Origin of the sequence: Paenirhodobacter ferrireducens (assembly GCF_004022265.1) — a bacterium.
Lineage (GTDB): Bacteria > Pseudomonadota > Alphaproteobacteria > Rhodobacterales > Rhodobacteraceae > Rhodobacter > Rhodobacter ferrireducens.
The window spans coordinates 207,641-219,292 of the sequence record NZ_SAVB01000003.1 but is presented as its reverse complement, the minus strand read 5'-3'; the positions used below and the strand labels follow the sequence as shown (position 1 = coordinate 219,292).

General features: G+C 67.8%; 11 protein-coding genes and 2 tRNA genes. 9 read left to right on the top strand and 4 right to left on the bottom strand.

Going from position 1 to position 11,652, the window contains the following annotated elements; translation table 11 throughout:
• Positions 1-221 (top strand): hypothetical protein (locus EOW65_RS20095; RefSeq protein ID WP_206364010.1); only part of this gene is annotated, 221 nt, incomplete at its 5' end.
• On the opposite strand, the gene EOW65_RS03795 is transcribed toward EOW65_RS20095, so the two are convergent.
• Both EOW65_RS03795 and EOW65_RS03790 read right to left on the bottom strand, forming a co-directional pair.
• A complete protein-coding gene (locus EOW65_RS03795; protein ID WP_128147661.1) occupies positions 199-846 on the bottom strand; it encodes a helix-turn-helix domain-containing protein in 648 nt (215 codons plus the stop codon). The genes EOW65_RS20095 and EOW65_RS03795 overlap by 23 nt on opposite strands.
• 112 nt (positions 847-958) lie before the next feature.
• Positions 959-1,861, bottom strand: a complete 903-nt coding sequence (locus EOW65_RS03790; protein ID WP_128147660.1) for a hydrogen peroxide-inducible genes activator — start codon at positions 1,859-1,861, stop codon at positions 959-961.
• A gap of 132 nt (positions 1,862-1,993) precedes the next feature.
• Here EOW65_RS03790 and katG point away from each other — a divergent pair, with 132 nt between their 5' ends.
• The gene (katG, locus tag EOW65_RS03785; RefSeq protein ID WP_128147673.1) at positions 1,994-4,165 is read left to right on the top strand and encodes a catalase/peroxidase HPI; all 2,172 of its coding nucleotides are present in this window, start codon (positions 1,994-1,996) and stop codon (positions 4,163-4,165) included.
• A 299-nt stretch (positions 4,166-4,464) separates the two neighbouring features.
• Positions 4,465-6,045 (top strand): glucan biosynthesis protein, encoded by a 1,581-nt coding sequence (locus EOW65_RS03780; RefSeq protein WP_128147659.1) that lies wholly within the window; start codon positions 4,465-4,467, stop codon positions 6,043-6,045.
• Positions 6,046-6,186: 141 nt separating this feature from the next.
• Here the strand turns inward: EOW65_RS03780 and EOW65_RS03775 are convergent.
• Together EOW65_RS03775 and EOW65_RS03770 are read right to left on the bottom strand one after the other, a co-directional pair.
• Positions 6,187-6,262 (bottom strand) — tRNA-Val (locus EOW65_RS03775).
• A gap of 136 nt (positions 6,263-6,398) precedes the next feature.
• Positions 6,399-6,485 (bottom strand) — tRNA-Leu (locus EOW65_RS03770).
• A gap of 342 nt (positions 6,486-6,827) precedes the next feature.
• Here EOW65_RS03770 and lipB point away from each other — a divergent pair.
• From lipB to EOW65_RS03740, 6 genes are all read left to right on the top strand, one after another.
• Positions 6,828-7,517, top strand: coding sequence for a lipoyl(octanoyl) transferase LipB (gene lipB, locus EOW65_RS03765; RefSeq protein ID WP_128147658.1), 690 nt, complete (start codon positions 6,828-6,830; stop codon positions 7,515-7,517).
• Positions 7,518-7,601: 84 nt separating this feature from the next.
• On the top strand, positions 7,602-8,006 hold the full coding sequence (locus tag EOW65_RS03760; protein ID WP_113901110.1) for a c-type cytochrome: 405 nt from the start codon (positions 7,602-7,604) through the stop codon (positions 8,004-8,006).
• Between the two features lie 200 nt (positions 8,007-8,206).
• Complete coding sequence (gene ctaD, locus EOW65_RS03755; protein WP_128147657.1) at positions 8,207-9,877, top strand: cytochrome c oxidase subunit I; 1,671 nt, start codon at positions 8,207-8,209, stop codon at positions 9,875-9,877.
• Positions 9,878-10,157: 280 nt separating this feature from the next.
• Complete coding sequence (locus tag EOW65_RS03750) at positions 10,158-10,589, top strand: YeeE/YedE family protein (protein WP_369407168.1); 432 nt, start codon at positions 10,158-10,160, stop codon at positions 10,587-10,589.
• Positions 10,589-11,017: a DUF6691 family protein gene (locus EOW65_RS03745; RefSeq protein ID WP_128147656.1), complete on the top strand. Its 429-nt coding sequence runs from the start codon at positions 10,589-10,591 to the stop codon at positions 11,015-11,017. The genes EOW65_RS03750 and EOW65_RS03745 overlap by 1 nt, the downstream gene beginning before the upstream one ends.
• 84 nt (positions 11,018-11,101) lie before the next feature.
• On the top strand, positions 11,102-11,614 hold the full coding sequence (locus EOW65_RS03740) for a DUF2244 domain-containing protein (protein ID WP_128147655.1): 513 nt from the start codon (positions 11,102-11,104) through the stop codon (positions 11,612-11,614).
• The last annotated feature ends 38 nt before the right edge of the window (positions 11,615-11,652 follow it).

The following is an 11,652-nucleotide window of genomic DNA, read 5'->3' as shown; positions in this document are numbered from 1 at the left end:
CATGGTCTTCTCCGTTCAGCTTCGGCTTGAGCCGTCACGGATTGACTAGCAGGCAATTTATTTTCTTCACAATCCATTTTACTTCCGGAGAAGAAGAATTTCTCGCGATGCAAATCGTGCCGCTTTTCCGGGCAGTTTTCCCCGCACCCCAGCCCCCCAAGCCGCAATTCCGGGCAAAAACCCGCCCGGAACACACACTCACGCAACCTGAGGATACGTGATGATCGACAGATAGCGCGCCGGAAGCTCGATCAGCTCCTCGGGCCCATGCGGCGCATCCGAATCGAAGAGCAGCGTGTCGCCGGGTTCGAGGCGATAGACCTGCTCGCCGTGGCGATACTCGACCACGCCCTCGAGCATGTAGAGCATCTCGATCCCCTCGTGCTGGAAGGTCTGGAAGCGGTCGCTCTCGGTGGTCAGCACGATCAGATAGGGTTCGACCACCACGCCCGAATTGTTCGAGCCGATATGGCCGAGCAGGTGATACTGATGCCCGGCGCGGGTGCCGGCACGTTCGATCTCGACCCCCTCGCCCGCCTTCACATGCATGCAGCCGCGCGGTTCCTCATAGCCCGAGAACAGCTGCACCAGCGGCACCCGCAGCGCATGGGCGAGCGACTGGATCGTGGTCAGCGAGGGCGAGATCACCCCGTTCTCGATCTTCGAGAGCATGCCGACCGACAGCCCGGTCTGCGCGGCAAGGTCAGAGCCCGTCATCCGCTGCCGCTTGCGCAGCTCGCGCACCTGGCGGCCGATCGCCACCTCGAGATTCTTCTCGCGCGTCTCGCGCACCGCGTGCGGGTTCTGCGACAGACGCTCTTCCGTTGCAGCGCTCTTTCCGGCCATGCCCAAATTCCTTCCGCAATCCCTGCGCGCCCGGGCCGGGGCCCGCGGCAAATCCTTCTGCTTGTCGCGGTTTCGCGGGCCGCTGTCCATGCCCGACCGCAAAAGCGCCCGCTCAGTGCGCCACGTCAGCGCATCCGACGCCGCGCACGATCGCCGCGATGCCCGCCAGCTGATCGGCGAGCGGGCTCGACCGGCGCCAGACCATGCCGATGGTGCGCCGCGGCCGCGGCTCGGGCAGGCGCGCAATCGCGACCTCGGCCGAGCGGGTCTCGACCGGCACCGCCATCTCGGGGATCAGCGTCACCCCGATCCCCGCCCCCACCATCTGCACCAGCGTGGCGAGCGAGCTGCCCTCCATCAGCGCGCGCGGCGCCGAGGGCGGAATCTTGCAGAAGGAGAGCGCCTGATCGCGGAAGCAATGCCCCTCTTCCAGCAGCAGAAGCCGCATCTCGCGCAGTTTCTCAGCGCTTGGCACCGGCTTGCCGGCATCGGCGGGCGGGCGGACGAGGACGAATTCCTCGTCGAACAGCGCCACCTCGTCGAGCGCGGGCTCGGAAACCGGCAAGGCGACGATCGCCGCATCGAGCCGCGCCGCCAGCAGGTCGGCAATCAGCTTGCCGGTCACCGCCTCGCGCGGGCGCGGATCGAGGCCGGGGTGGGTCTCGGCCAGCGCATGGATGATGCGCGGCAGCAGATAGGGCGCGACGGTCGGGATCACCCCCAGCCGGAAACGGCCGGCCAGACTGCCCCGCGCCGCCCGCGCCAGATCGCCCAGCTCGTCGACCGCGCGCAGGATCTCGCGCGCACGGGTGGCGAAATCCTCGCCAAGGGCGGTGAGCCGGATCTGCCGCGCCGCGCGCTCGACCAGCGGCGCGCCGACGATCTCCTCGAGCTCGCGGATCTGCATCGAGAGCGCCGGCTGAGTGATCGCGCAATCCTCGGCCGCGCGGCCGAAATGCCCAAGCCGGGCCAGCGCCTCGAAATAGCGCAGATGTTTCATCGTCAGCGGATTCATCAGGCGAACTTATCAACGCCGTAAGGAAATGCAATTATCCTTTATCGCGCCCCTCCGCTAGCCTGCATCCATCGGGGAACCGGACGCAGCGCCGGCCCCTTTCAGATCATGACCCAAGCCCTGGAGGAGACCATGGACGGCAACGAGATGAAAACCGCCGGCAAATGCCCGGTGATGCACGGCGCGATCACCAGCGAGGCGCGCTCGGTGATGGAGTGGTGGCCGAATGCCCTCAAGCTCGAGATCCTGCACCAGCACGACAGCAAGACGAACCCGCTTGCGGGCTTCGACTATCGCGAGGCGGTGAAGGGGCTCGACGTCGCCGCGCTGAAGCGCGATCTGGCGGCGCTGATGACCGACAGCCAGGACTGGTGGCCGGCCGACTGGGGCCATTACGGCGGGCTGATGATCCGCATGGCCTGGCACGCGGCGGGCAGCTATCGCGCCGCGGACGGGCGCGGCGGCGGCGGCACCGGCAACCAGCGCTTCGCCCCGCTCAACTCCTGGCCCGACAACGTCTCACTCGACAAGGCGCGCCGGCTGCTCTGGCCGATCAAGCGCAAATACGGCAATGCCGTGAGCTGGGCCGACCTGATCCTCTTGGCTGGCACCGTCGCCTATGAGACGATGGGGCTGAAGACCTTCGGCTTCGGCTTCGGCCGCGCCGACATCTGGGCGCCCGAGATCGACACCTATTGGGGCGCCGAGAAGGAATGGCTGGCACCGTCGGACGAGCGCTATGGCGACGTCGACAAGCCCGAAACCATGGAGAACCCGCTCGCCGCGGTGCAGATGGGGCTGATCTACGTCAACCCCGAGGGGGTGAACGGCAAGCCCGACCCGCTGAAGACCGCAGCCCAGGTGCGCGAGACCTTCGCCCGCATGGGGATGAACGACGAGGAGACGGCGGCGCTGACCGCGGGCGGGCATACCGTGGGCAAGACCCACGGCAACGGCTCGGCAGCGGCACTTGGCCCCGATCCCGAGGCCGCCGGCCCCGAGATGCAGGGCCTCGGCTGGGCGAACCCGAACCAGCACGGCAAGGCGGCGAATGCAGTGACCTCGGGGCTCGAAGGCGCCTGGACGACGCATCCCACGGTTTTCGACATGGGCTTCTTCGACATGCTCTTCGGCCATGAGTGGGAGCTGCGCAAATCGCCCGCCGGTGCCTGGCAATGGGAGCCGGTCGCGATCGCGGAAGAGGACAAGCCGCTCGACGCCTCGGATCCCACCAAGCGCCACAACCCGATGATGACCGATGCCGACATGGCGATGAAGGTCGACCCGGTCTATCGCGCGATCTGCGAGAAGTTCATGGCCGATCCGGCCTATTTCAACGACACCTTCGCGCGCGCCTGGTTCAAGCTGACGCACCGCGACATGGGGCCGAAGGCGCGCTACATCGGGCCCGAGGTGCCGGCCGAGGATCTGATCTGGCAAGACCCGGTGCCGCAGGGCCCGACGGGCTATGACGTCGCGGCGCTGAAGGCGAAGATCGCGGCCTCGGGGCTCAGCACGGCCGAGCTTGTGGCCACCGCCTGGGACAGCGCCCGCACCTTCCGCCAGTCCGACTATCGCGGCGGCGCGAATGGCGCGCGGATCCGGCTGGCTCCGCAGAAGGACTGGGAGGGCAACGAGCCCGCGCGTCTGGCCAAGGTGCTGGCGGTGCTCGAACCGCTGGCCGCGGAAGCCGGTGCAAGCCTTGCCGACACCATCGTCCTTGCCGGCAATCTCGGCGTCGAGACGGCGGCCGCGGCCGCGGGCGTCGCGCTCGAGCTGCCGTTCTCGCCCGGCCGGGGCGACGCGACCGAGGCGATGACCGACGCCGAGAGCTTTGCCCCGCTCGAACCGATCCATGACGGCTTCCGCAACTGGCTGAAGAAGGACTATGTCGTCGCCCCCGAGGAGCTGCTGCTCGACCGCGCCCAGCTGATGGGGCTGACCGCGCCCGAGATGGTGGTGCTGCTCGGCGGGCTGCGGGTCATCGGCGCGAACCACGGGGGATCGGCGCATGGCGTGCTCACCGACCGGGTCGGCGCGCTGACGCCCGACTTCTTCGTCAACCTGACCGACATGGCGAACACCTGGGTGAAGGCGGGCGAGCATTACGAGATCCGCGACCGCAAGAGCGGCGCAGTGAAATGGACGGCGACGCGGCTCGACCTCGTCTTCGGCTCGAACTCGATCCTGCGCGCCTATGCCGAGCTTTACGCCCAGGACGACAACGCCGGAAAGGTGGTGCGCGACTTCGCCGCCGCCTGGACCAAGGTGATGGAGGCCGACCGCTTCGACCTCGCCCGGTAAGCCCCACCGAAAGGCGCCGCCCCCGTGCGGCGCCTTTCTCCTTGCGCGCCCCCCGAGTCGGTTTCGGAGGGCACGCCCGGGGCAAGACCGCCCCACGACTGCCCGAAATCAATGCAGTTCGATGCGCGCCCCGCGTGCTTCCCCGCGGCGACAGCCTTCGCGACCCGGCCCACCGCCTGACGCCCGGGCGCGAAAGCCACAATGACGGCCTCGCGATGGCCGCCCGCACGCTTTGATCTGCACAAGGTCGCGGCCCGGAAATATGGTGCGCGCGACGCATCTCAACGCAGATCACAACCATGAACAGACGAACTTTCCTGCAGGGCGCAACCTTCCTCACCGGCGCCCTGATCCTGCCCTCGGCCGGGGCCCTCGCCGCCCCCGACGCGCAGCCCTTCTCCTATGATGCGCTGATCGCGCGGGCGCAGAAGATGGCCGGCGCGGCCTATGTGCCGCCGCTGATGCCCGCCCCGGCGGTGGTGCAGCAGATCAACTATGCCCGCCATGGCGAGCTGGTGTTCCGCACGCAGAAGGCGCTGTTCTCGGGCCAGCCCGACACCGGCAAGGAACAGGGCTATCCGCTCGAGTTCTTCCCGCTCGGCATGTATGCGCCGAAGCGCGTGCAGATGTTCCTTGTCGAGGACGGCATGGCGAGCGAGATCCGCTATACCCCCGACCTCTTCGACATGCCCGACGACAACCCGGCGCGGCAGCTGCCGCCGGACGCGGGCTTCGCGGGCTTCCGGCTGCAGGAATGGTATCAGGCCGACGACTGGGTGCGGCAGGACTGGGTTGCCTTCCAGGGCGCGTCCTATTTCCGCGCGATCGGGGCTGATGGCCAATACGGGCTTTCGGCCCGCGGGATCGTGCTGAATGCCGCCTCGGCGCTGCCCGAGGAATTCCCCGACTTCCGCGAATTTTACATCGCGCAGGAACCGGGCTCGACCCCCGACACCCCGGTCACCGTCTGCGCGCTGCTCGACGGGCCGAGCGTCACCGGTGCCTATCGCTTCCGCATGACCCGCGGGCTTGACCGCTCGAAGGGCGTGATCATGGAGATCGAGGCCAAGGTCTTCCTGCGCGCCGATGTCGAGCGGCTCGGCCTGGTGCCGCTGACCTCGATGTTCTGGTTCGGCGAATACGGCAAGGGCCGGATGCAGGACTGGCGCCCCGAGGTGCACGATTCGGACGGGCTTGCGATGTGGACCGGCGCCGGCGAGCGGATCTGGCGGCCGCTCAACAACCCCGACGAGACCCGGATCTCGGCCTTCGCCGACGAGAACCCGCGCGGCTTCGGCCTGCTGCAGCGCGACCGCACCTTCGACCACTTCCTCGACGGCGTGTTCTACGACCGCCGCCCGAGCCTGTGGGTCGAGCCGATCACCCCGCTCGGCATGGGCGCGATCGAGCTGATGGAGATCCCGACCGACGACGAGATCAACGACAACATCGGCGCCTTCTGGGTGCCCGAGGGGCCGGCGCTGAAGGGCACCACCTACGACCTGCACTATCGGCTCCACTGGCTGAGCGACGAGCCCTTCCCGGCGACCAACATCGCGCGTGCCATTGCCACCCGGATCGGCCGCGGCGGTCAGCCGGGCCATGTGCGGCCGCCGAACGTGCACCATTTCGCGGTCGAGTTCGACCGCCCCTCGGTGATGACGCAGATCCCCTACGGCGTCTTCCCGAAGGTGGTGGCGAGCGCCAGCGCCGGCGCCATCAGCCGCACCTTCTCGGAGCCGGTGCCGAACGGCAACGTCTGGCGCGGCAACTTCGATCTCGAGGTGTCGCCGGGCACCGTGGTCGACCTGCGGATGTATCTCGAGCTCGACGGCAAGCCGCTGACCGAGACCTGGCTCTATCAGTTCGAGGCGAACTGACGACAGACGGCCGCCGGCGCAAGAGCGTGCGGCGGCCGCCCCCCCGGGCCAGCGCCCGACCGAAGCCCCCCAGTGAAATCAGCCCCCCGGCACGGCAGGAGCCGCGCGACGGAAATTCCGCGGTTCGTGATCTGGAGGAGATGGTGGGTGATGAGGGACTCGAACCCCCGACATCCTCGGTGTAAACGAGGCGCTCTACCAACTGAGCTAATCACCCGGCTGCGCCGTTCTTAGAACGACGGCGCGGCGGCATGCAAGCCCTGCCCCGCGGCCCGCGCCTTGTGTCCTGCCCGCGAAATCGCCGTCCCGGAAAAACCAAACCCCCGGGAGCTTGCGCCCCCGGGGGTTTAGAATGGTGCGGTTGAAAAGACTCGAACTTTCACGGGAGTTACCCCACAGCGACCTCAACGCTGCGCGTCTACCAATTCCGCCACAACCGCACGTTCTGGCTTGGTGGAGAGGCATTTAGCGGAGCCCGCCGGGAATGAAAAGCGGAAAATTTCGCTTCTCCGCATTTCTTTGCGAAAAAAACGCGACGGTCTGCGCGCCCCCCCGCAAACCCCCAATGTTCCTTGGAAAATTCCGTTTCAGGGCGGCATGACGGCACCCCGTGGGCCGCCACGCCGCGCCGGGACCTGCCCCCCCCGCATCCGCAGCGCGAATCCGTACAGCCTCGCCCCGATCGTTCCCGGCCCCCGGCCTGCTCGCCGCGCGGTGCCGGTGAATCCCCTTGAGACAAGGGGCGTCTTCCCCTACCTCGGGGACAGCCGCAGGAGGTGCCGATGCCCGAATGGATCCAGTCCGACCGTCTCGTTCCCTATGAGGAGGCGCTCGCCTTCATGGAGGACCGCGTGGCGAAGATCGCCCGTGGCGAGGCGGACGAGGCGATCTGGCTGCTCGAGCACCCGCCACTCTACACCGCGGGCACCTCGGCGCGGCGCGAGGATCTGGTCGATCCGGACCGCTTCCCGGTCTATGCGGCCGGCCGCGGCGGGCAATATACCTATCACGGCCCCGGCCAGCGGGTGGTCTATGTCATGCTCGACCTGAACCGGCGCGGCCGCGACGTGCGCTGCTTCGTGCGCGACCTCGAACGCTGGGTGATCGCGGCGCTCGCCGAGTTCAACGTGACGGGCGAAATCCGGCCGGGCCGCGTCGGGGTCTGGGTCAGCCGCCCCGACCGGCCGCGCGGGCCCGATGGCGCCATCGCCGAGGACAAGATCGCCGCAATCGGGGTGAAGCTGCGCCGCTGGGTCAGCTTCCACGGCATCTCGATCAACGTCGAGCCGGACCTGAGCCATTTTTCGGGAATCGTGCCCTGCGGGATTCGCGATCATGGCGTGACCTCGCTCGTCGATCTCGGCCTCCCGGTGGCGATGGCCGATCTCGACGCCGCGCTGCACAGGACTTTCGTCGCAATTTTCGACACCCCGCGGCTTTCATGCGAAGAATTGAATAACGCGACCATTTGACCCGTGGTATTGAAGGGCACCGGCTGCCTAAGAGCAGCCAGCCCGGCCGGACCCCGGGCCGAGACAAGAACCAAGGAACCCGCGATGAAGCTCAGCCTCTACGTCACTCTCGCCGCCGTCGCCTTCGCCGCCCCGTCCTTCGCGGACGATGTCGAAGCCGGTGCCAAGCTCTTCACCAAGTGCAAGGCCTGCCACTCGATCATTGCCGATGACGGCACCGCGATCGTCAAGGGCGGCAAGGTCGGCCCGAACCTCTATGGCGTTGTGGGCCGCCCGGCCGCGAGCTATCCCGACTTCAACTACGGCGACGGCATCAAGGGCGCTGCGGCCGCCGGCCTCGTCTGGGACGAAGCGCTGATCGCCGAATATGTCGTCGATCCGACCAAGTTCATCGACAGCCACGGCGGCACCGGCGCTTCGAAGATGACCTTCAAGCTGCCGAAGGGCGGCGAACACGTCGCAGCCTACCTCGCCTCGCTCAAGAAGTAAGTCCGGGACAGTCCCGAGATCCGGCCCGGGCGGCGCGATCCGCCCGGGCCTTTGCATGCGCGCCCCTGCCCCCGCGCGGCTGCGACATTTTTTCGCATCCCCTCTCTCGAAATCGTTGCCCGGCGCGGAATTGCACCCTAGGCTCCCCTCATGCGGCACAAACGGGAGGGGAGACCCGGCCGCACACAGGGAGGAAATACATGGCGGACGCAGCCCTTCACGGCGGTGCGCATGACAGCCGCGGCTTCTTCACGCGCTGGTTCATGTCCACCAATCACAAGGACATCGGGGTTCTCTACCTGATCACCGCAGCCTTCGTCGGGCTGATCTCGGTCGGCTTCACGGTCTACATGCGGCTCGAGCTGATGAACCCCGGCGTGCAATACATGTGCGAGGAAGGCGCGCGGCTGATCGCCGATCCGAGCCAGCCCTGCACGCCGAACGGCCATCTGTGGAACGTGATGATCACTTATCACGGCGTGCTGATGATGTTCTTCGTGGTGATCCCGGCGCTGTTCGGCGGCTTCGGCAACTACTTCATGCCGTTGCACATCGGCGCGCCGGACATGGCCTTCCCGCGGCTGAACAACCTCAGCTACTGGCTTTATGTCGCAGGCGTCGCGCTCGGCATCGCCTCGTTCTTCGCCCCGGGCGGCGGCGGGCAAACCGGCGCGGGGGTGGGCTGGGTGCTCTATCCGCCGCTGTCGACCTCGGAAGGCGGCTACTCGATGGATCTGGCGATCTTTGCCGTGCACGTCTCGGGCGCCAGCTCGATCCTCGGCGCGATCAACATCATCACCACCTTCCTGAACATGCGCGCCCCGGGCATGACGCTGCACAAGGTGCCGCTCTTCGCCTGGTCGGTCTTCGTCACCGCCTGGCTGATCCTGCTCAGCCTGCCGGTGCTCGCCGGCGCCATCACCATGTTGCTGATGGACCGCAACTTCGGCACCACCTTCTTCAATCCGGCAGGCGGCGGCGACCCGATCCTTTATCAGCACATCCTGTGGTTCTTCGGCCACCCCGAGGTCTACATCATCATCCTGCCTGGCTTCGGCATCATCAGCCACGTCATCGCCACCTTCGCCCGCAAGCCGATCTTCGGCTATCTGCCGATGGTCTATGCGATGGTGGCGATCGGGGTGCTGGGCTTCGTCGTCTGGGCGCATCACATGTACACCGTCGGCCTCAGCCTGACGCAGCAGAGCTATTTCATGCTCGCCACGATGGTGATCGCGGTGCCTACCGGCGTGAAGGTGTTCAGCTGGATCGCCACGATGTGGGGCGGCTCGATCGAGTTCAAGACGCCGATGCTCTGGGCCTTCGGGTTCCTGTTCCTGTTCACCATCGGTGGCGTGACCGGCGTGGTGCTGAGCCAGGCGCCGCTCGACCGGGTCTATCACGACACCTATTATGTCGTGGCGCATTTCCACTATGTGATGAGCCTCGGCGCGGTCTTCGCGATCTTTGCCGGCATCTATTTCTGGATCGGCAAGATGTCGGGGCGGCAATATCCCGAATGGGCGGGCAAGCTCCACTTCTGGATGATGTTCATCGGCTCGAACCTGATCTTTTTCCCGCAGCACTTCCTCGGCCGGCAGGGCATGCCGCGGCGCTACATCGACTACCCCGAGGCCTTCGCGACCTGGAACAAGGTCTCCTCGATCGGCGCCTTCATCAGCTTCGCCTCCTTCCTGCTGTTCTTCGGGATCATGGCCTATACGCTGCTGGCTGGCCGGCGCGTGGCGAAGGCGAATTACTGGAACGAATACGCCGACACGCTGGAATGGACGCTGCCGAGCCCGCCGCCCGAACACACGTTCGAGCAGCTGCCGAAACGGTCCGACTGGGATCACGCCCACAGCCACTGAGCCGTGTGGAACGATCGCGATGAAAGGCCCCGGCAGCCCCGGGGCCTTTTGCCGTTATTGCAGAAAAAATGTGCCGAAAGATGGAAATTCGCCGGGCCGCATCGGAACGTTGATCCTGTGATCGCGGATTTTCCGCACACTCGTTCCGATCCCTCATCCCGCACCGAACCCGGGTTCCGGCGCGGGCCGGCCCCGGCGCGCCGCGGTCCTTATTTCCCGCGCCTGGTGGACTTGGCCCCTGCCCCGCCCCAGATTCCCGGGCAGGAACGAAAGGACCGCCATGTTCGCGATGATTCCCCATGACTGGATCGCCGGCCTTCTCGGAGGGCTGATGATCGGCGCCTCGGCAGCGCTGCTACTGCTCGGCAACGGCCGCATCCTCGGCGCAAGCGGCATCCTCGGCACGCTGCTGGCGGGCGAGGATCCGGCACGCGAGCGGCTCGCCTTCGTCGCCGCGCTGATCGCGGCTCCGGCACTCGCCGCCCTCGCCTTCGGCGCGCCGGCCTTCGGTCAGGCGCGCGAGCTGCCGCTCGTGGTGCTCGCCGGGCTTCTCGTGGGCATCGGCACGCGGATGGCGAACGGCTGCACCTCGGGCCATGGCGTCGTCGGCATGGCGCGCTTTGCGCCGCGCTCGATCGTCGCCACGCTCGTCTATCTGGGCGCCGGCTTCGTCACCCTGTTCCTTGTCCGCCACCTGCTCGGAGCGATCTGATGCGTCTCGTGATTTCCGCCCTCTCGGGCGCGCTCTTCGGCCTTGGCCTGCTGGTCTCGGGGATGACCGATCCGGCGAAGGTGCAGGGCTTCCTCGACCTCGCCGGCGCCTGGGACCCGACGCTGATCTTCGTGCTGGGCGGCGCGGTGGCGCCGATGATCGTCGCCTGGCGCATCGCGGCGCGCAGCCGCCGCGCGCTGACCGGGGCCAGCTTCCCGCCGGCACCGGCCCCGCGCATCGACGCGCGCCTGGTCGCGGGCTCGGTCCTCTTCGGCGCGGGCTGGGCGCTTGCCGGCTTCTGCCCCGGCCCGGCGCTTGCCTCGCTCGGCTGGAGCGGGGTCACCGGCCTCTCCTTCACCCTCGCGATGGCGGGCGGCATGATCGTGCACGCCCGCCTTGCCGCCCGGCGCAGCCTGCAACCGGCCTGATCCTCCCCCGAAGGCCCGCATGCTGGCTTGCCGCGTCGCGCCCTCCCGCCTAGGCTGGGGGGCGCGATGTTGCGAGGCATCCCCATGCCCTACCGCTGGTCAGGCTCTGTGCCCGAGGTCAGGCTGCTGCTCTGGCCCCATCGCTCGCTGCCGCCCGCGGGCTTCGTCACCTTCATCGCGATCACCGCGGCGCTGCTCAGCCTGCCGCTGCTCGCCGCGCTCGGCTCGCCGGTTCTCTGGGGGCTGCTGCCCTTCATCGGCGCCACGCTCTGGGCGCTCTGGGTCGCGCTTGGCCGCTCCTGGCGGGCGGGCGAGATCGTCGAGCGGCTCGATCTGAGCCCCGAGCGCATCACCCTGACCCGGCTGGCGCGCGGCACCGCGCCGCGCGAATGGCAGGCGAATCCGTGGTGGGTGCGCCCCCGCCTGCACCCCACCGGCGGGCCGGTCGCCGATTACCTGACCCTTGCCGGCGGCCCGCGCGAGGTCGAGCTGGGCGCCTTCCTGACCCCGGCCGAGCGCCGAGCGCTCCATGCCGAGCTGAGCGCCCGGCTCGACACCCTGCGCGCTGCCGCGGGGCCCGGCGCAACCGTGGATTGACGGGTTTCCGTGCAGATCGCCTGCCTTTGCGGCACCCT

Excerpts from the sequence above, each read along its gene's own strand:
- ctaD (WP_128147657.1), top strand. The coding sequence starts at position 8,207 with ATGGCGGACGCAGCCCTTCACGGCGGTGCGCATGACAGCCGCGGCTTC.
- EOW65_RS03745 (WP_128147656.1), top strand. The coding sequence starts at position 10,589 with ATGCGTCTCGTGATTTCCGCCCTCTCGGGCGCGCTCTTCGGCCTTGGC.
- EOW65_RS03795 (WP_128147661.1), bottom strand. The coding sequence starts at position 846 with ATGGCCGGAAAGAGCGCTGCAACGGAAGAGCGTCTGTCGCAGAACCCG.
- EOW65_RS03750 (WP_369407168.1), top strand. The coding sequence starts at position 10,158 with ATGTTCGCGATGATTCCCCATGACTGGATCGCCGGCCTTCTCGGAGGG.
- katG (WP_128147673.1), top strand. The coding sequence starts at position 1,994 with ATGGACGGCAACGAGATGAAAACCGCCGGCAAATGCCCGGTGATGCAC.
- EOW65_RS03780 (WP_128147659.1), top strand. The coding sequence starts at position 4,465 with ATGAACAGACGAACTTTCCTGCAGGGCGCAACCTTCCTCACCGGCGCC.
- EOW65_RS03790 (WP_128147660.1), bottom strand. The coding sequence starts at position 1,861 with ATGAATCCGCTGACGATGAAACATCTGCGCTATTTCGAGGCGCTGGCC.
- EOW65_RS03760 (WP_113901110.1), top strand. The coding sequence starts at position 7,602 with ATGAAGCTCAGCCTCTACGTCACTCTCGCCGCCGTCGCCTTCGCCGCC.
- EOW65_RS03740 (WP_128147655.1), top strand. The coding sequence starts at position 11,102 with ATGCCCTACCGCTGGTCAGGCTCTGTGCCCGAGGTCAGGCTGCTGCTC.
- lipB (WP_128147658.1), top strand. The coding sequence starts at position 6,828 with ATGCCCGAATGGATCCAGTCCGACCGTCTCGTTCCCTATGAGGAGGCG.